The 22,776-nt window shown below is 65.0% G+C and carries 28 protein-coding genes and 4 tRNA genes; 18 read left to right on the top strand and 14 right to left on the bottom strand.

The features are described from left to right. Positions 1 to 17 precede the first annotated feature (17 nt). Positions 18 to 1,406: a Na+/H+ antiporter NhaA gene (gene nhaA / locus ACIBH2_RS06795; RefSeq protein ID WP_397114254.1), complete on the bottom strand. Its 1,389-nt coding sequence runs from the start codon at positions 1,404 to 1,406 to the stop codon at positions 18 to 20. Positions 1,407 to 1,583: 177 nt separating this feature from the next. Next, complete coding sequence (locus tag ACIBH2_RS06800; RefSeq protein ID WP_397114256.1) at positions 1,584 to 2,135, bottom strand: hypothetical protein; 552 nt, start codon at positions 2,133 to 2,135, stop codon at positions 1,584 to 1,586. A gap of 20 nt (positions 2,136 to 2,155) precedes the next feature. Between ACIBH2_RS06800 and ACIBH2_RS06805 the strand changes: the two genes are divergently transcribed. Continuing rightward, a complete protein-coding gene (locus ACIBH2_RS06805) occupies positions 2,156 to 2,935 on the top strand; it encodes a hypothetical protein (RefSeq protein WP_397114258.1) in 780 nt (259 codons plus the stop codon). 6 nt (positions 2,936 to 2,941) lie between these two features. Here the strand turns inward: ACIBH2_RS06805 and ACIBH2_RS06810 are convergent, their stop codons facing one another. Beyond that, a complete protein-coding gene (locus ACIBH2_RS06810; protein ID WP_397114260.1) occupies positions 2,942 to 4,486 on the bottom strand; it encodes an alanine/glycine:cation symporter family protein in 1,545 nt (514 codons plus the stop codon). Positions 4,487 to 4,780: 294 nt separating this feature from the next. Between ACIBH2_RS06810 and ACIBH2_RS06815 the strand changes: the two genes are divergently transcribed. From ACIBH2_RS06815 to ACIBH2_RS06845, 7 genes are all read left to right on the top strand, one after another. Then, positions 4,781 to 5,431 (top strand): LemA family protein, encoded by a 651-nt coding sequence (locus tag ACIBH2_RS06815; RefSeq protein WP_397114262.1) that lies wholly within the window; start codon positions 4,781 to 4,783, stop codon positions 5,429 to 5,431. Positions 5,432 to 5,442: 11 nt separating this feature from the next. Further along, entirely contained in the window at positions 5,443 to 6,120 is a 678-nt protein-coding gene (locus tag ACIBH2_RS06820; RefSeq protein WP_397114264.1) for a hypothetical protein, read from the top strand. 57 nt (positions 6,121 to 6,177) lie between these two features. Then, complete coding sequence (locus tag ACIBH2_RS06825) at positions 6,178 to 6,471, top strand: AbrB/MazE/SpoVT family DNA-binding domain-containing protein (protein ID WP_397114266.1); 294 nt, start codon at positions 6,178 to 6,180, stop codon at positions 6,469 to 6,471. Continuing rightward, the gene (locus ACIBH2_RS06830; RefSeq protein ID WP_397114268.1) at positions 6,464 to 6,916 is read left to right on the top strand and encodes a hypothetical protein; all 453 of its coding nucleotides are present in this window, start codon (positions 6,464 to 6,466) and stop codon (positions 6,914 to 6,916) included. The genes ACIBH2_RS06825 and ACIBH2_RS06830 overlap by 8 nt, the downstream gene beginning before the upstream one ends. A gap of 34 nt (positions 6,917 to 6,950) precedes the next feature. Next, positions 6,951 to 7,415, top strand: a complete 465-nt coding sequence (locus ACIBH2_RS06835; protein WP_397114270.1) for a DUF6653 family protein — start codon at positions 6,951 to 6,953, stop codon at positions 7,413 to 7,415. A gap of 122 nt (positions 7,416 to 7,537) precedes the next feature. Continuing rightward, positions 7,538 to 7,945 (top strand): ricin-type beta-trefoil lectin domain protein, encoded by a 408-nt coding sequence (locus ACIBH2_RS06840; RefSeq protein WP_397114272.1) that lies wholly within the window; start codon positions 7,538 to 7,540, stop codon positions 7,943 to 7,945. Beyond that, positions 7,945 to 8,253 carry a hypothetical protein gene (locus ACIBH2_RS06845; RefSeq protein WP_397114274.1) on the top strand — a complete coding sequence of 103 codons (309 nt, stop codon included), beginning with the start codon at positions 7,945 to 7,947 and terminating at the stop codon, positions 8,251 to 8,253. The genes ACIBH2_RS06840 and ACIBH2_RS06845 overlap by 1 nt, the downstream gene beginning before the upstream one ends. A 121-nt stretch (positions 8,254 to 8,374) precedes the next feature. Here the strand turns inward: ACIBH2_RS06845 and ACIBH2_RS06850 are convergent, their stop codons facing one another. The 3 genes from ACIBH2_RS06850 to ACIBH2_RS06860 all read right to left on the bottom strand — a co-directional run bounded on the left by ACIBH2_RS06850 (position 8,375) and on the right by ACIBH2_RS06860 (position 11,538). Then, positions 8,375 to 9,283 carry an RNA polymerase sigma-70 factor gene (locus ACIBH2_RS06850; RefSeq protein ID WP_397116856.1) on the bottom strand — a complete coding sequence of 303 codons (909 nt, stop codon included), beginning with the start codon at positions 9,281 to 9,283 and terminating at the stop codon, positions 8,375 to 8,377. 111 nt (positions 9,284 to 9,394) lie between these two features. After that, positions 9,395 to 10,588 carry an NAD(P)/FAD-dependent oxidoreductase gene (locus ACIBH2_RS06855; RefSeq protein ID WP_397114276.1) on the bottom strand — a complete coding sequence of 398 codons (1,194 nt, stop codon included), beginning with the start codon at positions 10,586 to 10,588 and terminating at the stop codon, positions 9,395 to 9,397. Positions 10,589 to 10,749: 161 nt separating this feature from the next. After that, entirely contained in the window at positions 10,750 to 11,538 is a 789-nt protein-coding gene (locus tag ACIBH2_RS06860; protein WP_397114278.1) for a response regulator transcription factor, read from the bottom strand. A 290-nt stretch (positions 11,539 to 11,828) separates the two neighbouring features. Between ACIBH2_RS06860 and ACIBH2_RS06865 the strand changes: the two genes are divergently transcribed. Continuing rightward, positions 11,829 to 12,302 (top strand): hypothetical protein, encoded by a 474-nt coding sequence (locus tag ACIBH2_RS06865; protein ID WP_397114280.1) that lies wholly within the window; start codon positions 11,829 to 11,831, stop codon positions 12,300 to 12,302. A gap of 33 nt (positions 12,303 to 12,335) precedes the next feature. Here ACIBH2_RS06865 and ACIBH2_RS06870 read toward each other — a convergent pair whose 3' ends face one another. Continuing rightward, a complete protein-coding gene (locus tag ACIBH2_RS06870) occupies positions 12,336 to 12,881 on the bottom strand; it encodes a peroxiredoxin-like family protein (protein ID WP_397114282.1) in 546 nt (181 codons plus the stop codon). A gap of 733 nt (positions 12,882 to 13,614) precedes the next feature. Between ACIBH2_RS06870 and ACIBH2_RS06875 the strand changes: the two genes are divergently transcribed. Next, entirely contained in the window at positions 13,615 to 14,085 is a 471-nt protein-coding gene (locus tag ACIBH2_RS06875; protein ID WP_397114284.1) for a carboxymuconolactone decarboxylase family protein, read from the top strand. Between the two features lie 59 nt (positions 14,086 to 14,144). On the opposite strand, the gene ACIBH2_RS06880 is transcribed toward ACIBH2_RS06875, so the two are convergent. The 3 genes from ACIBH2_RS06880 to ACIBH2_RS06890 form a co-directional block, all read right to left on the bottom strand. After that, positions 14,145 to 14,345: a hypothetical protein gene (locus ACIBH2_RS06880; protein ID WP_397114286.1), complete on the bottom strand. Its 201-nt coding sequence runs from the start codon at positions 14,343 to 14,345 to the stop codon at positions 14,145 to 14,147. A gap of 142 nt (positions 14,346 to 14,487) precedes the next feature. After that, the gene (locus ACIBH2_RS06885) at positions 14,488 to 14,907 is read right to left on the bottom strand and encodes a hypothetical protein (protein ID WP_397114288.1); all 420 of its coding nucleotides are present in this window, start codon (positions 14,905 to 14,907) and stop codon (positions 14,488 to 14,490) included. Between the two features lie 216 nt (positions 14,908 to 15,123). Beyond that, the gene (locus ACIBH2_RS06890; protein ID WP_397114289.1) at positions 15,124 to 15,768 is read right to left on the bottom strand and encodes a class I SAM-dependent methyltransferase; all 645 of its coding nucleotides are present in this window, start codon (positions 15,766 to 15,768) and stop codon (positions 15,124 to 15,126) included. Between the two features lie 48 nt (positions 15,769 to 15,816). Here ACIBH2_RS06890 and ACIBH2_RS06895 point away from each other — a divergent pair, with 48 nt between their 5' ends. Further along, a complete protein-coding gene (locus ACIBH2_RS06895) occupies positions 15,817 to 16,065 on the top strand; it encodes a hypothetical protein (protein WP_397114291.1) in 249 nt (82 codons plus the stop codon). A 380-nt stretch (positions 16,066 to 16,445) separates the two neighbouring features. Here the strand turns inward: ACIBH2_RS06895 and ACIBH2_RS06900 are convergent. Further along, positions 16,446 to 16,520, bottom strand: a tRNA-Val gene (locus ACIBH2_RS06900). A 368-nt stretch (positions 16,521 to 16,888) separates the two neighbouring features. Between ACIBH2_RS06900 and ACIBH2_RS06905 the strand changes: the two genes are divergently transcribed. The 4 genes from ACIBH2_RS06905 to ACIBH2_RS06920 all read left to right on the top strand — a co-directional run bounded on the left by ACIBH2_RS06905 (position 16,889) and on the right by ACIBH2_RS06920 (position 18,694). After that, a tRNA-Gly gene (locus tag ACIBH2_RS06905) sits at positions 16,889 to 16,961 on the top strand. A gap of 23 nt (positions 16,962 to 16,984) precedes the next feature. After that, positions 16,985 to 17,055 (top strand) — tRNA-Cys (locus ACIBH2_RS06910). 26 nt (positions 17,056 to 17,081) lie between these two features. After that, positions 17,082 to 17,156 (top strand) — tRNA-Val (locus ACIBH2_RS06915). 803 nt (positions 17,157 to 17,959) lie between these two features. Beyond that, a complete protein-coding gene (locus ACIBH2_RS06920) occupies positions 17,960 to 18,694 on the top strand; it encodes an alpha/beta hydrolase (RefSeq protein ID WP_397114293.1) in 735 nt (244 codons plus the stop codon). A gap of 349 nt (positions 18,695 to 19,043) precedes the next feature. Here ACIBH2_RS06920 and ACIBH2_RS06925 read toward each other — a convergent pair whose 3' ends face one another. Beyond that, the gene (locus tag ACIBH2_RS06925; RefSeq protein WP_397114295.1) at positions 19,044 to 19,355 is read right to left on the bottom strand and encodes an EthD family reductase; all 312 of its coding nucleotides are present in this window, start codon (positions 19,353 to 19,355) and stop codon (positions 19,044 to 19,046) included. 122 nt (positions 19,356 to 19,477) lie between these two features. Here ACIBH2_RS06925 and ACIBH2_RS06930 point away from each other — a divergent pair, with 122 nt between their 5' ends. The 3 genes from ACIBH2_RS06930 to ACIBH2_RS06940 all read left to right on the top strand — a co-directional run bounded on the left by ACIBH2_RS06930 (position 19,478) and on the right by ACIBH2_RS06940 (position 21,611). Then, complete coding sequence (locus ACIBH2_RS06930; protein WP_397114297.1) at positions 19,478 to 20,380, top strand: LysR family transcriptional regulator; 903 nt, start codon at positions 19,478 to 19,480, stop codon at positions 20,378 to 20,380. Between the two features lie 94 nt (positions 20,381 to 20,474). After that, on the top strand, positions 20,475 to 20,903 hold the full coding sequence (locus ACIBH2_RS06935; RefSeq protein WP_397114299.1) for a hypothetical protein: 429 nt from the start codon (positions 20,475 to 20,477) through the stop codon (positions 20,901 to 20,903). A gap of 192 nt (positions 20,904 to 21,095) precedes the next feature. Beyond that, entirely contained in the window at positions 21,096 to 21,611 is a 516-nt protein-coding gene (locus ACIBH2_RS06940; RefSeq protein WP_397114301.1) for a hypothetical protein, read from the top strand. A gap of 102 nt (positions 21,612 to 21,713) precedes the next feature. On the opposite strand, the gene ACIBH2_RS06945 is transcribed toward ACIBH2_RS06940, so the two are convergent. Continuing rightward, a complete protein-coding gene (locus ACIBH2_RS06945; RefSeq protein WP_397114303.1) occupies positions 21,714 to 22,082 on the bottom strand; it encodes a hypothetical protein in 369 nt (122 codons plus the stop codon). Positions 22,083 to 22,410: 328 nt separating this feature from the next. Then, positions 22,411 to 22,755: a hypothetical protein gene (locus tag ACIBH2_RS06950; protein WP_397114305.1), complete on the bottom strand. Its 345-nt coding sequence runs from the start codon at positions 22,753 to 22,755 to the stop codon at positions 22,411 to 22,413. Positions 22,756 to 22,776: the final 21 nt, after the last annotated feature.

Here is a 22,776-nt window from a genome sequence, read left to right on the forward strand (position 1 = left end):
GAAAAGCAGATCGGCGATCAGTCGGTATGGCGTGGTTGAGAATTCGCTTCGGGCTGGCCTACAGCAGGCTCCGATTCGTCCTCCGCGCCTTGTTGGTAGATGTCGGGGATGCCGTCGGCGTTCTCGTCGAGATTCTCCTCGGCGTACAGCCGCCGGTAGATGCCGTTGCGCCGCTTCAACAACAGCGCCGCGACCAACGCGGCGATGACCGAACCCACCAGGACACCGGTCTTCACCCCCGCCATCATGTCCGGCTGCGGGAAAGCCAGTTCGCCGATCAGCAGGGCGACGGTGAAGCCGATGCCACCGAGCGCCGCGAGCGCGAGCACATCGGCCCAGCGCAGGTCTTTGTTCAGTTGGGCCCTGGTGAATCGGGCCGCCAGATAGGTGCCGCCGAAGATTCCCAGCGTCTTGCCCACCACCAAACCCAGGATTACGCCCAATGATTCGGGCTTGGTGAACACCGCCGCCAGCCCCGCGCCCGACACGCTCACCCCGGCCGCGAACAGCGCGAACAGTGGCGCGGCTACGCCCGCGGAGATCGGACGGAGTATGTGGGCGGCACGTTCACCGGGTGAAATCCCTTCCCCGCGTTCGCCGTCCGGTGTCGCGCGCAGCAACAAACCCATAGCGACACCGGCGACAGTGGCGTGCACTCCCCCGTGGTACATCAGCACCCAGATGGCCAGTCCCAACGGCAGATACCACCACCAGCCGCGCACCCGCAGGCGTTGCATGACCCCGAAGACAATCAGCGCCACGGCAGCCCCGCCCAGCGCGAGCGGATTCAGGTCGTCGGAGAAGAAGATCGCGATAATCGCGATCGCGCCCAAATCGTCCACCACGGCCAACGTGAGGAGGAACGCGCGCATGGCCGCGGGCAGGTGCGTGTTGAGCACAGCCAGCACCGCGAGCGCGAACGCGATATCGGTAGCCATCGGCACCGCCCAGCCGCCGAGTTCACCGCCCCCGGTCCGCACGACCGCCAGGTACACCAAGGCCGGGACCACCATGCCGCAGACAGCCGCGACCGCGGGCAAGATGGCCGTAGCGGGAGTCCGCAATTCCCCGACCACCAACTCACGTTTCAGCTCGATGCCCGCGACCAGGAAGAAAATCGTCAGCAACCCGTCCGCGGTCCAATGTCCGACCGACAGGTCCAGGCCGAGCACCGGAATACCGACATGGAAATCGCGAACTCGCGTATAAACATCGGACCAAGGCGAATTCGCCCACACCAACGCCACGACCGCCGCGGCCAACAACACCATCCCGCCGACGGTCTCGGCTCGCAAGGCCCGGGCGACAGCGGTGCGCTCCGGCCAGGACGGCCGGTCGAGGAAAGTCTTGCGCTCTTCTGGAGTGGACGGCACAGCACAACCTCCGGGGCGTCGACGCGCGGGCATAGCAGCCCCTACACGCCGACCAGACTTCCCGGCACACCCCACGCCATGAGATGACGCTTTCGTTCACATTATCTGGTTCGCCCGATTAGCACATCCGCGGCCCCCGATGAGGAGTTCGACGCCTCTTTGACGCTCCCCACCGAAATCTTTTCGGAATCCTGACGACCACTACGTCTCCTACGAGACGGTTCGCCGAAAAGCTCCCTGCTCGGACGCCGCGATGACGAGGCCGCGGTTGCGCCGGTGAAGTTCGGCGGTGATGTCGTCAAGCTGAATCGGACGTAGCCAACGTCCCGAGACTGCGAGTGGGTTGCCCACCGCGATCTTGCCTATCGGGCCGTGGACCCATCTGCTCCAACGCCCTCCGGTGATTCGCGGACGGGGCTCGACCAGTTCTATGGCCAGGTACCTCGTGCCGTGGGCTGTGATCAGATGGAACCGAGCTATCGCGGCCCACGGGATTCGGCCGAACGGGTCGAGCGTCACCCCCTCGTCATCGACCGACAGGGTCGAGGGGCGGATGAGGTGGTGCAATCCGAGGAAAAGCGCAAGAGCTCCGATGACCATTGGAGCCACCACCGGGAACATCAGCGCCGAATCGGTGGTGGTCATGTGCAGCAACCAGCCGCACGCGATTCCTATCAGCCCCAACGCCACCAGCTCCACCCCGCGGACCCAGGAAGGCCGAAAGATCACGGGCGATGCCGGTACTTGCTGGGTCTGCTCCACGGTCATGGACTGTAGCGGGCGTGGTGCTCGAATTCGCCGCCGTCACACTCCTCGGCACCGTCGACGCAGGCTCCGCGGACCACTGGCTCGGCGGATATCTCGCGATACTGTCCGTCCCCAACTACCTGAATCTCGACGGCGTGATGAAGCTGACCGTGGACCTGCGGCGGGGCGCAGGCATCTACGGTGTCGCCCACATGGACGATGCCCGCGCCGGGTTCTTCCTGCGTCCGCCGCGGCAGCTGGACTACCACCACCGCGACACCGAGCGCCAGAAACAGTTGCTGCGCGATCACTTCGGCGATATGGGCTGGGAGGTGCCGCGGCTGCTGTCCGAACTGGACCAGACGCCGACTTTCTACTTCGACTCGATCACCCAGTTGCGGTTGGAGACGTGGTCACGCGGCCGGGTGACGTTGGTCGGCGACGCCGCCTACTGTCCGGGGCCAGCCGTCGGCGGCAGCACGAGTATGGCGGTGGTGGGGGCTTACATTCTCGCCGGTCGACTCGCGGAGCACGTGGGTGAGTACGCCAGGGCCTTCGCCCCCTACGAGGCGGATATGGCGGATTACGTTCGCCGCAGCCGAGGGTTCGCGGCCGCCGCGGCGAAATCGCTCATCCCGGTCCGTCGCTTCGAACTGTGGGCGATGGTCAATGCCGTGCGGCTGATCAACGTCTTGCCGACGCCGATCAGCCGCGCGGCCGCCAAACTCAACAACAACGGTGTGCGCCTTCATGATTCGATCACCGTGCCGGACTTCACCGCGTTCGAGAGAACACCTGACCGACCCGAGGGGTGAGCGCTGTCAGGATCCGACCTTCACCGGATCCTTGCCGCCCGTCGGTTCGTAGGTCTCCCAGAACGTCGCACCGGGGATCTTCAGCGCCAGCGGATCGAAGACCGGGTCGAGGCCGGACTTGCGCTGCCGCTCGTAGTCCCGCAGGGCCTTGTACGCGGGCTGCTGCAAGATGATGATGCCGATGATATTGAGCCAGGCCATCAATCCCACGCCGATATCGCCGAGCGTCCACGCCTCGGTCGCCGTCGACACCGCGCCGACCGCGCAGGACACCAGGATCAGCGCCTGGAGCAGCAGGGTGGCGTTGGAGCCGATCGTGCCGCGAATCAGCGGCACCGGAACCGGCGAGAACTTGCCCAGCATGAACCGCAGGTTGGTCTCGGCCATGTAGTAGTAGGCGATGATCGTGGTCAGGCAGAAGAACGCCAGGGACACCGCGACGAAAGTCGAGCCCACACCGCTCCACAGCGTGTCGACACCCACCTGGGCGAAAGTCGGTCCCACGGCCGCGTCCGAGGGCAGCGCGCCGCCATCGGCGAGCACCGCCCCGCTCGCGCTCTCCCCCTCGAAGACCCGGTACGCGCCGGTCGACAGAATGAGGAAACCCGTTGCGGTGCAAATGAACAGGGTGTCGATGTAGACCGCGAAGGCCTGCACGAGACCCTGCTTGGCCGGGTGCGAGACCTCGGCGGCGGCCGCCGAATGCGGACCCGTCCCCTGCCCCGCCTCATTGGAGTACACGCCGCGCTTGACGCCCCACATGACCGCCGAACCGATGATCGCGCCGAACACCGAGTCCGCGCCGAAGGCGCTGCGGAAGATCATGCTCACGACATTCGGAATCTCTGCGGCATTGACGAACACGATGATCAGCGCGACCGCGATGTAGGCGATCGCCATGAACGGCACGACCACCGCCGCGAACGCCGCGATCCGCTTGACGCCGCCGATGATCACGAACGCCAGCACGATGACGGTGCCGATCGCCACCGCCCACGTCGAGACACCCCACGCCTGGTTCATGGCCGACGCCATGGAGTTCGACTGCACACTGGGCAGCAGCAAACCGCAGGCAAGCACCGTCACCGCCGCGAACACGAACCCGTAGACCTTGAACGGGCCCGCCGCGCGGGTGTGCGCCATCGCTTTGCTGAAGTAATAGGCCGGTCCGCCGCGGTATTCACCGGTGAGCGGATCTCGCGTCTTGTAGATCTGCCCGAGCGTGCACTCGACGAACGAGGTCGACGCCCCGAGGAACGCCACCGCCCACATCCAGAACAACGCGCCCGGCCCGCCGAACGCGATAGCGGTCGCGACACCGGCGATATTGCCGGTGCCGACCCGGCCCGACAGCGACATGGCCAGCGCCTGGAACGACGACACACCAGACGGCGACTTCTCGCCCTGGAACATCACCCGAATCATTTCCCGCACCTGCCGAACCTGGACGAACCGGGACCGGAGGGAGAAGTACACGCCCGCGGCCAGACAGAGATAAACCAGCCCGTCGCTCCAGATGTAGCCGTTGAGCGTATTCAGCAATTCGGTCAAAGCGCGTTCTCCCAGTGTGGTGCCGGTATTGACCGACGATGTTCGCATACTCCAGCGGGTCGGATATTACCGATTTGTCACAACGGTGTTAGTCGATCTAGGTCAACGAATGGCAACACGCTCGGGCCGCTACCGCACGATCCGCCACGGCCGACGCCACGCTTTTACTCTCGGCCGTCCTTACCAGGCGTCGGAGCCGCTACTCCGCGAATGCGGTGAAAGCACCCACGTCGCCAATGCGGTGTGGTCCGAAACCGCGTAGCGAGCGGATCGGCTACCTGCAAAGCTGAGATCATGGCAGTCGCGTTCTTCTTGTTGCTTCTCATCGTCGGGCTGGTGCTCGTGACGGTGTTCTCGTCGTACAACAGCTTTGTCCGGCAACGGCATACGATCGAGGAGTCATGGCGGCAGATCGATGTCGAGTTGCAACGGCGGCACGATCTGATTCCGAATCTCGTCGAAACCGTCCGCCTCGCGTCGGGATTCGAGCAGCAGACGCTGCTGGCAGTGGTGAATGCGCGGGCGGAGGCGATGGGGGCTCGGCAGATGCCGGATGTCGGCCACGGCCGCCGGGCGCAACTGGAATCGGCGCTGAGCGGCGCGTTGCACGGCTTGTTCGGACTGGCGGAAAGCTATCCGCAGTTGCGGTCGAACCAGAACTTCCTGCATCTGCAGCGGCAACTCGTCGAAACCGAGGATCGGATCGCCGCGGGGCGGCGGTTCTTCAACGGGAATGTGCGCCAATACAATACACGGCTGCAGACGGTGCCCTCCAGCCTAATCGCCGATATGTTCTCGTTCACTCCTGTCGAATACTTCGAACTCACCGATCAACAGGCCCGCCAAGCACCGCAGATCGGTGGTGCCTGGAATCAGGTACAGCCGTCGCACCAGCAGCCATCTCAATTCCCCTATCCGCCACAGTCTTTCCCGCCTGCGCACTGAGCGGATAGCGCATGGAGTTCTTACTGGCGTTGGCGACTCTTCCAATGCTGGTCGCCGTCGTGGGCGTCGCCATCGCCGTGGCAAGCGCGGTGCATCAGCAGCAGAGCCGCCGACTGGAGATGGCTCGCCTGCATCATTGGGCCCAGCACAACGGGCTGCACTACACGCCGAACGACCGCGGCATCGCGACGCTCTCGGCCCACCCGCCGTTCGGCGTCGGCAATAACCGTGTCGGGCACAACATCTTCCGCGGCACCTACCGAGGACGGGCCATCGTCTTCGGCGAGTACCGCTACACCACCAAGAACAACAAGTCGACCATCGTCCACCCTTGGCAGTTCGTCGCGGTGGCGATGCCGGTACCTCGCCCGTGGCTGAACCTCAGACGGGACACCGGCGGATTGTTCTCCCGCCCCGGCCGCAAGGGCCTGCTCCTGGAAAGCCAGGAGTTCAACGAACGCTTCCGAATCGACACCGCCAGTGAGCGTTTCGCCTACGACGTGCTCAACCCGCGGACGATGGAGTGGCTACTCGCCGACGCCCGCGCGAACACCTTCGGATTCCGCCTCGAGGGCCAGTGGGCTATCACGGTGCGCGCGGGCAACCTACGACCGGACGAAGTGTGGTTCTTCGCCGACTATCTGCACGACGTGCTCGAACTCGTACCGGACTTCGTGTGGCGGTATTGATCGCTTCTCCGCAATATCATGTATTACGTGTATTTCATGCGAGGACAGGCGTAGGCGATGGCGAAGAAGCAGTCGGATCAGGCGGCCTCGTACGGGCCGGGAGGGCGTGGGTTCTACGGGGCGGTGACGGTCAGTGAGCGCGGTCAGGTCGTGATTCCGGCTCAGGCGCGACGGGATCACGGCATCGAGCCCGGGGACAAACTGCTCGTACTCGGCGATCCCGAACAAGGGTTGGCGTTGATGAAACTCGAAGTGCTGCTGCGGAATCTGCAAGGGTCCTCCGAGTTGCTCCAGCAGATCCTGGACGCATCACGTGGCGACGCGACCGGAGGGAACGCCGAGAATGCTTGAGGCGGCACCTGATACGCGGCGCTCGACACCCCGGCACGTGTGGGTTGTCGGCGTCGTCTTCATCCTGCTCACTCTCGGCGGTGTCTACGACTACGTGATGGCGCTCAGCGAGAACGCCGAATATTTCCGAGCGCAGAACTATGACAGCGAACAGGTCCAGTACTTCACCGACTATCCCCTCCTGCCTACCGTCTTCTGGACCATCGGTGTCTGGGGTGGCCTGCTCGCCGCGGTACTTCTGCTGCTCCGCAACCGATGGGCACTGCCGGTCGCTGCCGCCGGGTTGGCTGGTCAGGTCGTCCTCAACATCCTGACCTTCGGTTTCCGTGATCGCTGGCAGATGCTCGGACCACGCCTGGCCCTCTTCGATCTCGGTGTGCTGCTGCTGACCGCAGGATTTGTCTTCTACTGTCGGCGACTGAAAACCCGGGGCATCCTTCGCTGACTCTGCCGCATCATTGTCCTGGGAAGGAACGACAATGAACCGCTCACAGCGCCTGCGTCAATGGGTCTTCGCCCGGCACTCCCACCCGGTCAGCGCCTCGACCCGGCTGATCACCACCCCATTGGTCGTCGCGCCATTCTGGACCCGCAGGGCGGACGTGGCCGTTGGAGTCCTGGTCTGGTTAGCGGTCAACCCGATCATGACTCCTGAACCGACGCAACGGAATTCGTTCGCCACCCGGGCCATACTCGGCGAGGAGCGATGGCTCGCGCACCGCGATCTGGACCGAACAATGAGCGCCGTCAATGTGATTGGCACCATCTTCCTCGGCGGATCCGTGCTCGCCGCCCAGCAGCGTCGGAAACTTCCGACCGCGCTGGGAGTAGCTGCCACCATGGCGCTCACGCTGTACGGGTGGCGGCGCTACGCCGAGGTCTACGAGAGCGATCGGAAACCAGACAGCGTCATGCCGGATCGTCGACACACAGTGAGCAGATGACGATAAGCGATCGTTGAGGATCTTGAAACCGGCACCCGTCATAGTGGTGTTGCTCGGCTGGAAAGCCTTCAGCCGCAAAGGAAGTCGCTCCGTTCGACGGTTGCGATTCGGAGGGGAACACTATGACGAACTCGGCCGCCATCCATGTGGATCGCACCTCGGAAAACTCATCGCGGACAGCACGGCGACGTTTCGCGACTCTGCTCGGGCAAGGGGCAGCGCTGGCCGCCGCGGCGCTGATGCTCAGCGCCCCGTCGAGCTGGGCCGCGAGCACGACATTGCCCAACGGGCTCAACCGCGGATTGTGTTTGGACGCCCAAACTCTCGACGGTCGCACACTCACCGGCAAGGTCCAGATGTACGCCTGCAACGGAGGACGGGCGCAGCAGTGGATAAGCGGTTCCGGCAACAGTCTGCGCAATGGCCTCAATCAGGGCCTGTGCCTGGACGCCCAGACCCTCGACGGTCGCACACTCACCGGCAAGGTCCAGATGTACGCCTGCAACGGAGGGCGAGCGCAGCAGTGGTGATGGACGACGACCGGCTGGCAGCCAAAGCGAGTACTGAACAACGTAAGGAGAATTCGATGAAGTCGGCAATCGCCGCCACCATGGTCGCGGCGTTCAGCTTGTTGGGGGTCGGCCAGGCTTCTGCGGCAACGCCCGATATCGCGCAGACATCCTTCGTCGCCGCGAATCCGGATCGCGGAAGCGGTAGCGGGAGCAATCCCACCAAGTGCAAGAACGCGGACAAAACGGCCTGCCCCAACGGCTCCGGCCCTCGCGGTAGCAAGCCCAACCGCAACGAAAGCGGCCGCGACACCGTTGGTGGCAGATGAGATGAGCCCATCGGCCTGGGCTCTTAGGCCGAGCAGCCCCGCGCTGCTCGCTACGGGTCATGTGGCGACGGGTATTGCATGGTCTGGGTTCGAGGCGTCGCGATGCCGAGGTCGTTCGGTGTCAGCGCAGGGTGAGTGGGGTTTCGGCGTCGATGTGGGTCAGCTTGTACGGGTTGCGGACGAAGTAGAGGCCGGTGATGCGAGCGTCCTCGACCCGCACCGCGAGGACGCCGTCGAGCTCCCCGTCGACGTGCAGTGCCAGCGCGGGGCTGCCGTTGATCGCGGTCGGCTCTACGGTGAGCGCGACGTCGTGCTTGGCGAGCCCCCCGACCATGAACCGCGCCACCTTGTCCGCGCCGATGACGGGCCGTGGCATGGCCTGCTTGATGCCGCCGCCGTCGCCGATCGCCACCACTTCGGGGGCGAGTACGTCGAGCAGACTCTGTAGGTCCCGGGTCTCGAGTGCACGCCCGAACGCTTCGACAGCCACTTGCACCTCGCGCGCGGTGGCCGCGCGGCGCGGTCGACCGGCTTCGACGTGGCGGCGGGCGCGGTGGGCGATCTGGTGCACGGCGGCGGGGGTCTTGTCGACCGCGGCCGCGATCTCGTCGTAGCCGAGCCCGAACGCTTCGCGCAGCACGAAGACGGCGCGTTCGGTCGGGGTCAAGGTTTCGAGCACGACCATCAGGCCCATCGACACGCTTTCGGCGAGTTCGACATCGGCGGCCACATCTGGCGTGGTGAGCAGTGGCTCCGGCAGCCACGAGCCCACGTACGCCTCTCGGCGGCGCTTCACCGAACGCAGCCGATTGAGCGCCTGCCGCGTGGTGATCCGAACCAGGTAGGCGCGCGGGTCGTCGACGTGTGCCGCGTCGACGCCGACCCAGCGCAACCAGGTTTCCTGCAGGACGTCATCGGCGTCCGCCGCGGATCCGAGCAGCTCGTAGGCGACGGTGAACAGCAGATTGCGGTGCGCCACAAACAGTTCCGTCGCAGCGAGTGTGGCGTGGTCGCCATCGCTGAGACCCATGTCGCCGCTCCCCGCGGTCCCGGCATGCTGGTGGCCCGGACCCACTTCGCCTGTCGTGTCCATGAATTCGCCTCCTCCGAGTGGTTGGCGGCCAGCGACACCGACGACGGTCTAGGACGTGGGCGCTGCCGCATTACCCTGCCGTGCGGCCAGCAGTCCAGACCGATACTTGCCGTCGGAGAACCAGTGATGCGAGCCCGGGCTGCTGGCCTCGGTCGCCAGGTGCTTGATGCCTGCTTCACAGGCGAACTCCTTGAGCTTGCGCCCCGCGAACCCGCTGAAGTACAGCCACATCCCGGTCTCGTCCTTGTGGCCGAGTTGGTAGATCCCAGCGTCTCGGCCGAAGCTCAGGCACATAGCGCGGAAAGCGAGGTCGATCGGCCCGGGCTGCTCGCCCGCGATCCGAGCCAGCAGCGTGTCGGCGGCGTGAGCGCCCAGGCCGTACGCGGTGTAGGCGCTCATCCGGAACGGCAGGTCCGAGGGTGCCGCCGAGTCGCCAGCCGCGACGATGCGATCGTCGTCGATGCTGGTCAAGGTTTCGTCGGTGAGCAGACGGCCGATGTCGTCGGTGCGCAATCCGCTGCGGGCGGCCAGGTCCGGCACATCGAAGCCGACAGTCCAGATGGTGACCCGGCTCGCCAGACGGTGACCGCCAGCGAGTTCCACCGACTCCCGCGTCACCGCGGTAACCGACGCCTCCGAGCCTTCCAGCACTTCGACGCCCAGTCTGGTCAGGTATTTGCGGGCCTTGCGCCGAGCTTTGGGGTGCAGGTACGGGCCGACGACCCGGCCGCAGACCAATCTGACGCTGCGGCCCTGCTCGGCGAGTTCCGCGGCGGTCTCTATACCGGTCGGACCACCGCCGACGACCGTCACCGGAGCCGACATGGGCGTGTCGAAAAGCACCGACTTCAGCCGCTGCGCCGTCTCCAAAGTCGCTACCGGATAAGCGAACTCGGCCGCACCCGGCACCTGCGCGCCAACACTGCCGCTGCTACCGACCGCGTAGATCAGGTAGTCGTAGTCGATGGCGCCGCCTTCAGCGAGGGTCACGGTGCGTCCCGTCGCGTCGATGTGCGTCGCATTGTCGACTACCAACTCGACGCCCTCGGCGAGTACCTCCCGGTAGTCGACGACCGCATCGTGGGTCCCGCCCACCAGCTGGTGCAGACGCAGCCGCGGGACGAAGACCTGCCGCGGATTGATCACGGTCACGGTCACGTCGTCGCGCTGCCGTACACGATTGGCAGCCATCACTCCGGCGTATCCGCCGCCGACCACGACTACCTTGATGCTCTTGTCCATGGTGTCTCCTTCGATCCGAGTGGGTCGAGAACTAGACACCGTGGCGACGAAAAACCTGACACCTTGTGAAGCAGATCACAGCCTGTCGGAAAATCGCCTCGTCGGTCCGGAACAACCTCGACGACCCCTACGGAAGCTCAACACGGTGAAATGGTCTGAGTTCACCTTGGGCCGTCAAGGACCCGGACGGTCGGGCGAGGGACGTAGAGGCCCAATTCCTGGGCAGCGCGCACCGCTGCGACGCGGTCGTGGATACCGAGCTTGCGGTAGAGGTTCTCGATGTGTTTGGTCGCGGTCGCTGGCGCGACACCGAGTCGGGAGCTGATGGCTCGCGTGGTCAGGCCCTCGCACAGGAGTCCGAGGACGGCCAGTTCACGGGGCGTGAGACGGTAGTCGCTGGGATCGCCTGGGCCGCGGTATCGAGACACCGCGCTGTGGTGGGAGTTCACCGCGTCGAGCAGTGAGCGCGCCAGTAGCGAGTACTCGAGGTCGGCGTTGCTGAATCCGTGACCGCCGCGGCTGAGAATGACGCTGCGGATGCGCCCGTCCGGGGCGGACAGTGGTATCGCCAGCTGCCGATCGATGCCGATGGCCGCCTTGCCCGCACGGTATGCCTCGCCCTTCCACCACCGATCGTCAGCGACCTCGTCGAGAGTCAGTGGCGTCGTGTCCCCGGTGTGCGCGTAGTGGCGCAATAGCGGATGAGACCGCATGTGCGCGTGGATGAGCGCGTCCAATGGCGCTTCGAACAACCAGTCCGGTGCGCCGGTGCGGGCGTGCCCGGTGCCTGCGCGCCAGTCGAGATCGACCAGTACCGCGAGGTCACAGGGAAGATCGGCGACCAGCCGGAGCATGAGCAGCGGCCAGATCTGCACGGGATCGCGTTCGGTGATGATCGCCAGTGCCAGGTCGCGGATCTTTGTGGCGCTCGAGTCAGGTCCCGGCCTCACACCGGTATTGTGCGCCAACCGATTCCGTGGACCAGCCGATTCTGGAAAACGCCATACGAAATTGTTCGTATGGGTCAGGCGCGGCCCGAAATCTACCTTTGGAGTACGCGCAGGCACGCAACCGCGAATAGTTCCCGGCGACAGCACGCGCGATCCCGAACTCGCGGGGGCGTACCGTGCCAGTCCGCCACATGCGCTGCGCGACAACGACTCCCGGGGCACCGCCTCAGCTACCGCTGCGGGCCGTTCGCCTTTCGAATTCGAAGACCGCACAGACAGGAGCAACTCCCATGCCTTCCCTCCGAACCACCCTTCGTGCGCTGATCGGATGTCTCGTAGTCGGCGTCACCGCGACGCAGGCCGCGGGCCCGACCTCGGCAGCCCCCAACGCGGTATGCCTGGTCGATATGACCTTCCGCATCGCCGGTGACGACCTGCGCGGCAACACTCTCGTCCAAGTGACATTGGGTACGAAGAGCTTCCTCGTCGATGGCGGAATACCGGGCAACACAGTCGACACCCGGTTCGGCGAGTTCGAGGGATGCGTCCCGAACTCGGAACTGGCCGACGGTTTCGCGATCACCTCCATCTCCAATCCGTCCTGGCCGGAGACCACCGACAACTGGGACCTCGCAGGGCTGACACTGCACGACCCCGAAACCGGTATCACCTACTTCGACCTGCAGGCCAGGGGAACACAGCTGATCCACCGGTTCACAGGCGAGGAACCCACCATCCATACCGGCCCGATCCACCTGGGCTGAAGGCCTGAGCCGCGGGCTCGTGCCGTCGATCGGCTATGTCGATCGGAATCGTGCTGCGAGAGCGAGGATTTCATCGACCGGCCACTGATCGTCGGCATGGCTGCCGTACTTGCGGGCCAGCACGCGCCCGTCGGGCGCGACGAGAAAGTCCGCGGGCCTTCCGAAGTGATCTTCTCCCAAACCCAATGCGCCGGTGAGTGATCGCTGGTGCAGCACGCCTTTCGCCGCGGCCGCCCAGGCTCGGGGATCCACCACCACCATGGGCGACGAATCCACACCAAACTCGGTGTAGAGCGCACGCTCGGGATCGGCGATCACCGCGAACGGCAGGTCCGCCTGGTACCTACGCAACGCGGGGGCGTCGGAGTGGAAGACGACGATCTCCGCCACGCCCACAGCGGCGATCTCGTCGTGCCGCCGCGCGACCGTCCGCAGATGCAGATGACAGATCGGGCACCCGGCAAAGCGGCGAAACTGCAGATGCACCAGTCGCTCTGGGTCCGGTATCGAGATCTCCGTCCCGTCGATCGCCTGCCATGTCCTCGGTGTCAGCATGTCGCCGATGTCGATCCTTGCCATACGGTCAGCCAACCACTCGCGGCGGCCGTACGGGGCGATCCTGTCATTCGGCCGACCGCGGGGTGCGAATGAAACTCGCTGCCCCGCTGGACGGATGATCGCGGGCGGCCAGCAGCGGACGGATCGGTACCGCACCCAAACCCGTTGCACAAAAATGGCCGATCTCCGCAAAGCTGCGTTGACCGGCCATCTTATGGTGGACCTGGCTGGACGTTATTCCAAACGCGCTGACCTGCAGAAACTCGAGGCTGCCCGCGCCAAAATCAGCGCTGGACGACCACCGTTCTCCCCCGCCGATGAAGGAATCCCCGCGCATCCCAGCCTCGGGTGCCTCGCCACATCGAACGACGCCTCAACCAGCGATCGGCAATGACCCGATGCCGAGCTGCTACGGCGTGGGAGTCCCCCTGTGGTCATCAGCTCGCCCTCCCAAAGACACTGATTTTCATCAGTAACCACGGCAGATCACTGGGGATCCTGATCGGCTCATCGCGGTTGGGCAATCAGCCGCCGCGCGGGCTCGGCATCGGGTCAGTAGTCGTGGTCGGCGACCAGCCGGACCGCGAAGAGGATCGCGCCATACGCGCGGGAGGCTCCTCACCGCTGGCTTGGTGCGCCGCTCACCTGATCCAGCCTTAACTCGTGTGGCGCACATCACGCACTCGTGTGTGTCACGGGAACCGGGTCACCGGCATCTCATGGTCGATCAGCCGCACCAACAAGGAGCCCAATCATGGAAACCCGCCTGAACCTCTTCGGCAGCCCGGTCGTCGCCAAAGCCTTGCAGCACTATGGCGCAGCGGCCCCCGTGCTCATCAACGAGTCGACGCTGCCGACCGTCACGCAGAACCTGGTCATGCTGCGCGCGAGCCAGATCAACGGCGACGGCTACGCCACCGACGTCCACGGCAAGAACGCCGCGCACGCTGGTGAGACCGCCAACCGCCTGAACCTGGTCGCCGTATGGCGCGAGGCCACGGTGTTCACCGACGCCGAGCGCGCCGCGCTGGAGCTGACCGAGCAGGGCACCCGCATCGCCGACGGTGCCGGTGGCGTCACCGACGAAGCGTGGGCGAACGCCGCCGAGCACTACGACGAGGACCAACTCACCGCCCTGGTGGCGTTCATCGCTCTCATCAACGCCACCAACCGCTTCGCCGTCATCAACCGGCAGCGCGGCGGCGCCTACCAGCCCGCCCAGTAGCCATCCGCACGATCGGTTTCCAGTCACAACCACGGAGCCGAAGGGCGAGACCTACCACATCAAACTGTCTCCTCGGCTGTCTCGGTCGACCTGGCGGCGGCTACCACGCCGTGGACGACCGCGAGGCTCACGCCGACGCCGCGGTGGATCTCGCGCAGCGCCTGGCCCTCGGCGTGACGGGCCAGGCTCGCGGGGCGCTTGTCGTCGTCGACGACGCTGGGCCGCCCGCCGTTTCGGCCACGCTTCGCCGCAGCCTCCAACCCGTCTTGGGTTTTGCGGGCGATGCCGCGCCCTGGTGGTCAGTCCTTGCGGCGGGCGAGCACCGCGGCGCATTCCTCCGCCGACAGCGACGCCCACCAGACCGCCTGCCAGACACGCGGGTCGATGTAGCTAGGAAGCTAGCTACCGTTCCATGCCGTAGTCCCGGCGATAGTCCCGCTCGCGAAGTGTGTGCTCGGCGAAGGCATTCATCGGTCGCGATACTGCCGATCGGGTGGGGGAACTGTCGTGCGTGCGCGGCGCGGGATCGATCACGAGCGGGTGGCGTGCGGCTCCGATCTGGCGCGCCAGCACGGCCGTAGCCTCACCGCTCAGTTTGAGCAGCTCCCGTCGCTGGGACGGCTCCAAGGTGGTGTGCCGCAGTTCGTAGTCGAGGATCTCGATTTCCTTGCGGATCTCGTCGATTTCCGACTGCGGGGTACCGCGGTCGATCCGTTTCGACCGTTCGATGTTGTCGGTGTATCTGTCTGCCAGGCTTCGCATTTCGCGGATCCCTCCCTGGGTGGACCGGATCGGTCCAGAGTAGGCGCACGCGCCGATCACCCGCGCTCCCGCGAAACCGGGGTCGCCGTAGTATCGGCCGAATTTCGGGCGGATATGGCGTAACCCGCTGGTAGTGGTGGTATTTGGGGTTGCCGCGCTGCGGGATTGGGTTGTTAGTGCTTTGCTGGCTGGTCGCGCCGAGGGTATAGCGCAGTGTCGGCGTCCATCTCGGGCATCGGCTCCGGATCCGACTGGAGAGCCCGACATATGCAGAAGTCAGGACTTACTGCGTGCGAAAAGAATCGCTTGCTGAGCTTTCGCGTCCGGGTCGAGCAGCATCTGAGCCTCGACCACGAATCCGGCATCGCGCAGCCAGGATGCCACCCGGTCAGGCTGACGGCGGTGGACATGGACCCTCATCGGGTGACCGCCATAGCCGTCGGTCTTCAACAACGACTCGTCGCCGACGTGAAACAGCAGCTGCAGCGGTCCGCCGGGACGCAATGCTCGGTGGAAGTGCCCGAACACGGTTGGCACCTCGTCGTCAGGGATGTGGATCAACGACTGCCAGGCGAGCAGGCCTGCCACCGAAGCGTCGGGGAGGTCCAGGTCCGTCATCGAGCCCACCTCGAACCGCAGGCCGGGGTGGTCGCGCCGGGCCACGTCGATCATCGCCGGGGAGAGGTCGACACCGAAGGCGTCGACACCGAGCTCATGCAGGTGGGCGGTGACTTCACCGGGGCCGCAGCCGACGTCCGCGACCGGCCCGCCGCCAGCGACCCGCACGCTGTCGGCGAACAACGCCAGAGCCGCGCGGAGGTACTGGTGTCCGGCGAGGGCGCCGCGCACTTGGTCGGCATAGCTGACCGCGACCGTGTCATAGGAGGTTCGGGTGTCGGCCAACCAGTCATTCGTGGTCATGACCGGCACGATATTCCATGATCACGACCTCGCTCGATCCGAATCGAGATGCCGGGCAAGCTCGCCCACCACCTCACCGCCCACACCGCCGACCTCGGTGATACCGAACGCCACGCCCTACGCGACGGCCGGGAGATACGGCGAGGCCAGGGCTACAGCCTGCACGTCACCGCACCACCACAGATCCACCAGGCACTGCTGGCCGCCGCCGAACCCCTCGCCCACAGCAACGCTGCCGCCGACCGCAAGGCATACCGGATCTACCGCGACCGCCTCAACCGACAACCCCCGGCCTGACCAGCACCCAGCGCGCGGAACTTGCCCTCTACCAGCGGGTTACGCCATATCCGCCCGAAATTCGGCCGATACTACGGCGACCCCCTTGTCCGCGAGCAGGGTGTAAATCTGCGTTGTCCCGGTCGAGGCGTGCCCGAGGCGCTTGCACACGACGTCGATGCTGACGCGCCAAAGCTGTAGCTCGCACAAAGATACGAGGCGCGAAGTCTGGATACGTCTACTTTCACTCCGCGATCGACGGATACTCCCGGCTGGCCTATACCGAAGCGCTGCCGGACGAGAAGGCCGCCACGGCACCTGCCCAAGCCGCACATCCCATAGAAAGCCGAAAGGGGCTTACCCAAGCCAGCGAGCGGACGCTGTTTTGAATAAGCCCCTTATGGTGGTTCTAGCTGGGTTCGAACCAGCGACCCCTCGCGTGTGAGGCGAGTGCTCTCCCACTGAGCTATAGAACCGTGGGTTACCGCGGAAGCGGCGGTCCGGGTCGGTGTTTGTGCCGCTCCGGACGAGAGAGAACATTACAAGCATCACGGCCGTCACACCAAATCGCGTGCACAACGGCGTAAAACAGGGGTTCTACGGTGCGTTGTGACGGGGGAGGTTTCATCGGGGCGTTGCTTGGGGGTCATGGGGTTGTCGCCGGGGAGGTGCGCACTGGGGACGGGCGCTCGCTTGGTTGGGTTCAGGTCGGGGTGAGTGGCAGAACTACATGTCTGTAGTTCATATTCACCCCCTCTCACCAGGCGATTTGTTGCTTGCGCGGATAGTCGGCTAATGTTCTCTCTCGTCAGCCGGACCAGCCACAAGGCCCCGGGGACGAAATGCGGATGTAGCGCAGCTGGTAGCGCATCACCTTGCCAAGGTGAGGGTCGCGGGTTCGAATCCCGTCATCCGCTCGAAGGCCATCCCGGCCTTGCTTGGCGGTGTGGCCGAGTGGTGAGGCAACGGCCTGCAAAGCCGTGCACACGGGTTCGATTCCCGTCGCCGCCTCTTGTTCAGCAAGAGGAACAACGCTAGCGCGATTAGCTCAGCGGGAGAGCGCTTCCCTGACACGGAAGAGGTCACTGGTTCAATCCCAGTATCGCGCACCAAGTTTCATACAGATCAGGCCCGGTTTTCACCGGGCCTTTCTGCTGTCGTGAACTCAACGTGAACTGAACTGAGGTGCCGGTTCCAGGTTCGCCCTCGCTTCGAACGCTCCCCGACAGGTTCCGCAGTAGATCGGCCCAGCTTCGAACGTGCTACGCGCGCCTCGGACCTTGCGCCACAGTCGCACTCGGCCGCCAGCCCATTGTTGTTCGACTTCCGCCCGCCGCGCCGGTCGGGCTCGCGTCGACGGTAGGCCACCAAGGCAAACGCGAGTCCGTCCAAATCCTCTCGGTATGTCTGCCGGGTCTGGTCCGGCACGCTGGAAATCGTCCACCCGAGCTTGGGATCGTGCGCGAGAGTGGGCCCCGTTCGGTCCCGAGCGTGCGGAATCGCTCGTGGTGCGAAGTGCCCGAGCGTGAGTTTGCTGCCCCCGGTTGATCCCGCTCCGATTGTCAGCACCACGTCGGGTGGCGGGATCGGATTGCGGCCCAGGTGTTTTCCAGGGCGGCGGCGAGCAGCCGATGATGGCGTGCCTGTCACCCTCGGTCCGGGGACGCGTGATCGTGTCAGCGCCGCCGATGGTGCGCGCTCATGCCGAGTTGCGTGCGTCCAGCGAAACAGTCACCGCAGAAATTCGTTGGTGGACGACCGCGGACCACTGCTACCTTCGGGGTGGCTGTGCCGGAGAACGAGGAGGTGGTACCCGTGAACGCAGTATCGATGTGGGTGCTCCCCTCCGGGGTCACGGTCGGGCGATAGGGGTCGTCCGGGAGCGCCGTTTTCAGCACTCCCGAAAGGCACGACCATGCAATTCACTTCTGAACGGCGCTTCGATGAAGGTGTCCTCGAACGCGAATTCACCCTCGGCGAGATCCCCGGCATCCTGTGGACACCCACATCCGCCCCCACGCCGACTCCACTGATCCTGCTCGGCCCTCCTCCGGTCGGGCTGCGGAGGGCATACCCGCGACTGCTGGCCAGGGCCAGGCACGCCGTGGCAGGGGGCTTCTCCGCGGCCACCATCGAGCTACCCGGCAGCGGTCACCGACCCCGAAACGTCGTGGTCGAACAGGCCGTCGCCGACCTGCAGCGGGCGCTGGCGGCCGGTGAGCCGGTCACCGACGACATCGTCGATCGGCTCATCCTCCCGCTACTCGACCCGGCGGTGGCGGAATGGCGGGCCACTCTGGACGCCGTCCTCACGCTGCCCGAAATCGGCGGCCCGGTCGGGTATTCGGGCGGGGTGATATCCATCGGCACCCGGCTGGCGGTAGTCGAGCCGCGCATCGAGGCCGCCGTGCTGTTCGCCGGGAGTTACGTTCCCCGCGCTATCTTCGAGGAGGCCCGCCAGGTCAGCATTCCGCTGCACGTCCTGCTCCAGTGGGACGACGAAGGAAATGATCGGCAGATGGCCCTGGATCTGTTCGACGCCTTCGGATCCAAGGAGAAGACGTTGCACGCCAATATGGGCGGGCACACCGGCGTCCCGCAGCACGCTGGGGAGGAGGCGGGCCGGTTCTTCACCCGGCATTTGAGGTGAGGCCGGGCCGAGGGACCGGTTGAAACCAATAGACCCGTCGGCCAGTACACCGCTATCGAGGACAGGTCCCGGCCCTCCTCGATAGCGGCGGTCGGCCGCCACCGACGCGCTGCCATGCCGCATAGAGCGCGGTTCGGAGCGGCCATTGGGCACGCCCGCAGCGTCCGTCTGGATGTGCCTGTACCGCTCCTGGAATTCCGTCCGAGCCGTAGCCGTGTCCGGTGCTCATCGGCTTCTTACAAGCGCTTCCATCGAAAGTCACTGGCAGGTAATCATTTTCGCTGGCAGGAACGCATTCGAGGCTCGAGCGCGATAGGCCTTTCTGCTGTTCTGGGCTAGCGACGCCTCCTCAGCGGGTGCCGTCCCGCACCGGGTAGTCGATGATGACCACACCGCCGGTGGCGTAGTTGGGGACATCGGCGGCCGCCCGCTGGCCTTCCGGCGACGCCTGCGCCGCGGCCAGGGCGTCGGCGTCGGCGAAGTCGCCTTCGAAGACCGCGAAATATGGCGATTCTCCGTTGGTCGCGGCTATGTCGAAACTGTAGCGCCAGGCCAGTAGACCGGGCATTTTGGTGGCCAGTGGGAGGTGGGTGGTCACGTAGTAGTCGCGGAAATGGTCAGGGTCGGCGGGCTTGGGATAAAGGACTACCAACTTATGCACGTTTACCTCCCGGCGTGTGTTGAATCGTCATATGCGCAGGTTAGGGGTCGATGTGTGGTCGGGGGAAAGACCGATACGGGATAGACTCAGAACGGATCGTTATCAATCGGCCGGGAGGGCATGTGGCGCCGGATACGGTGAGCCTGCGGTACTTTCTGGTGCTGGCGCAGGAGTTGAACTTCACCCGCGCGGCCGCACGGATCGGTATCGCGCAGCCCGCGCTCAGCGCCCGAATGCGTCGGTTGGAGGCGGAACTCGGTACGAGTCTGCTGGTTCGCAACACGCGTAGCGTCGAATTGACCACGGCTGGAGCGGCTTTGGCGGAGTCCGCGCCGCCCGCGCTGGCGGCGCTGGACCGGGCATGGGATACCGCTCGGCGTGCGGGGGCCGGTGAGCTGGGCACGCTGCGGATCGGGTACAGCATCAGCACCGGGGCCGAGACGGCACCGGCCTTGGTGGACAGGCTCATTCGCGCCAGCCCGGGGCTCGAGGTCAGCGCGGTCCCGATGGCGACACCGGAGATATCCCCCGCTGTCGCCGACGGCCGCCTCGATGCGGGTATCACCCGCGGTGAACAGCCGGGTCGTGGCGTGCGCCGATACCCGTTGCGGCGTCTGCGCGTCGGAGTTCAACTGGCACAGCATCATCCACTGGCCGACCACCCGGAGATCGAGATCGCCGCCGCTGCCGCGTACCCTGTGCGACTCCCCCACCGTACGGCCAACCCCGTAATCCACGATCAACTGGCGGCAATGTTCCGTGACACTGTGCCGACCCCTCAATTCCACACGCGGCCAGCATCTTTCGACATGTCACAACACGACCTACACGACGGCCGCACCCTCGCCCCGACCAGTGAAGCCGCAGTCTCGACGCAACCTGCCGGTCTCGCCTGGCGACCACTGCGGGGCGCGCCCCCTCTAACAATCCACCTTGTCCTCCCCCGCGTGCAGTCGCCCCCACACCGCCGCATCCGCACTATCGCCAAAACCCTGGCGCACGAGCTGCACTGGCTACCGGACTGACGCGCAGATCGAATGGTTATGTGCGACCCGAAGACGATGGTGAGATCGTTCGTCGGCCCGGCTTGGCGGGAGCGTCGAATCTAGGATTCGACAGGTGAATACCGTGCTCGAATCCGCGCCCTATATGGCCGAATGCCTCAAATGCGAGTCGCTGATAGAAGTCACGGTCGTCGAGGTGCTCACAGCCGGTGTACATCAGTGGGATATCGAGGGTGATTGCACAGCGTGTGGGTTCCGCTGGAACGAATGGGGCTACGATAGCCCGCTGCCTGGGATGCGCGCGGCGATCTTGGGCACCAACGGCTCGACCGATCTTCAGCTCGCCGCTGGTAGTGCCACGCCAGCGGCCGTGATGCATGCTCTTCGAAAGGTCAGAGCGCTGTCGCTCATCGAAGCCCGGGCGATGGCCGAGGAGCTCGACAATAGGGGACTCAGTGGAACCCGGGTCGAAATGGAGGTTCTAGCGATTGCGCTTCGCGCATCGGGTGCGATCGTCACAACCTGCTCCTCCGGCGCGGTCTGAGCAGTCGCTCATCAGCATCTGGCGTGTTGACACTGAGATGATCTCTGCCCGTTGACCTTCCGCAGACCTACCTCTGATCACGAGAGTGCCTTGCTGACCTGATACATGCAGGGTGGGGCCGGTAGATGAGCTCGGTGTTCGACCGAGCGTCGTGCCGGTAGGGTTCGGTGATCAATCCGGGAGGACTACCGCGTGGCGCAGCTTCAGCATCGGATTGACGAAATGACCGATGACTCGGGATATCTCGGCCTTGTCGACCCACACGCGTACACGTCTTTCGTGGGCGAAGACTGGGCCTTGGAGATGCTGTTCGAGCGCGTCGCATCAGAGATGCGGCGGCGAACGATGCTGCTCTGGGGGACCGGCGGCGAGGAGCGATGGCGGATCGACCTTTCGGATTCGCCGGTGGATCCGCAGCTGCCGATCCTCAGGCAAATCGTCGGCCCCATCACCGTGACGCGCGGTGAGCTGGTCGTCGTCAATTTGCACACCGTCAGCATGGCTGCCCAGTTCGCGGACTCCGCCGTGGACGACGACAAGGACACATACGGGTCCGGTATCGAACTACCGAACGGCGATTACATCTGCACCATCAGTCAACTCGCCGATCCCGAGGAGGATCGGACACATGACGGCCCCGACTTCCACCTCCAGTTGCTAGCTGGACGAACCTCACCGTGGTCCGGGGTCGCATGGTCCGAACTCTGACACTCCGACAGGACGCATGGCATTCTGCATTTCCGCGCGTTGCAGATGATCGAGATCGCATGAGCCCGTCGGTCTTCGGGGGTTCCCGCGCCAATCCGGTGGTTAGGCACTCACACTGCGACGTCCCCGCGCTGCGGCGAGCAGCGTTGTCACGACAGGTAGGGCTACCCAGACCACCCATGCTGTCAGCGCGATCCCGGGCGACGTCGGCGTAGAAGTCCCGTGGTCGATGGGCAAGTCTTCCGGCGCGACGAGGAAATTCGTATACCAGATGGACAGCAGAACGAAATCCAGGACGAACAGCGAGCAGCCGCCGATGATCGCCGTGGTCTGTCCTGTTATCGCGCCGGTTATCAGCGCGATAGCCGCGGCAACGACAACAATCGATTTGATCAGGAGCAGGACGTTCTGAACGGCGGGCTGAGGATCTTCGTCGGGTGTGCCGCCGAACACGCCGAAGAGCAGCGCCAAGCCGTGTAAGGGGACCAATCCGATAGCGACTGTTCCGCCGAGTCCGGCAAGGATCCGCGTCGATCTTTCTACCCATCCCATCAGGTGAGTTAACCAGAGCGATAAGGGGATTCGCGGTGCAGAGTGGCGGAGCGAGGCGCGACCACGGAGCGTAGCCCTCAACTCGGCGGTTGCGGATCGTCGCGATTGCGGCTGCCGCGGTGGCCGGGTGCCATGCACTCCCCTTCTTCCCGAGCCTACTTCGCGTCGCGGATCTACCTCAACCGAGCAACGGGTGCGCTCGGGTGCGCCTTCTCGATCTCCGCCCCTTACGCGTGGCCGCAGGGCCTCATGCGAGTCGGAAGATCCATGTGCCGTTGCATCCCTGTCCGGCGTATTTGCCGCTCTCGTAACGCCATTCGCCCTGCGGAGCGTTGATCAGCCAGCCGGTGTCCGGGTTCGTGATCTTCTTTCCGTTCATGGTGAGGACCGAGTGCGTGAATTTGTCGATGGTCCATTTCTTCCCGCTGTACGGCCTGTTCTTCACCGTGATCTCGACGGCCTTCGAGCGGTTGTTCTCCACCACCAGACATGCCCCTCGTGGATAATCCGCCTGAGCGGCGGGGGCGGCCAGGACCGCGGCGGCGGCAACGCCCACGAGTGTCAGGCTCATGCGCGTGGTGATCGACTTCATCTTCTTACCTCCCTGACGCGT

Source organism: Nocardia sp. NPDC050406 (assembly GCF_044459025.1).
Taxonomy (GTDB): Bacteria; Actinomycetota; Actinomycetes; order Mycobacteriales; family Mycobacteriaceae; genus Nocardia.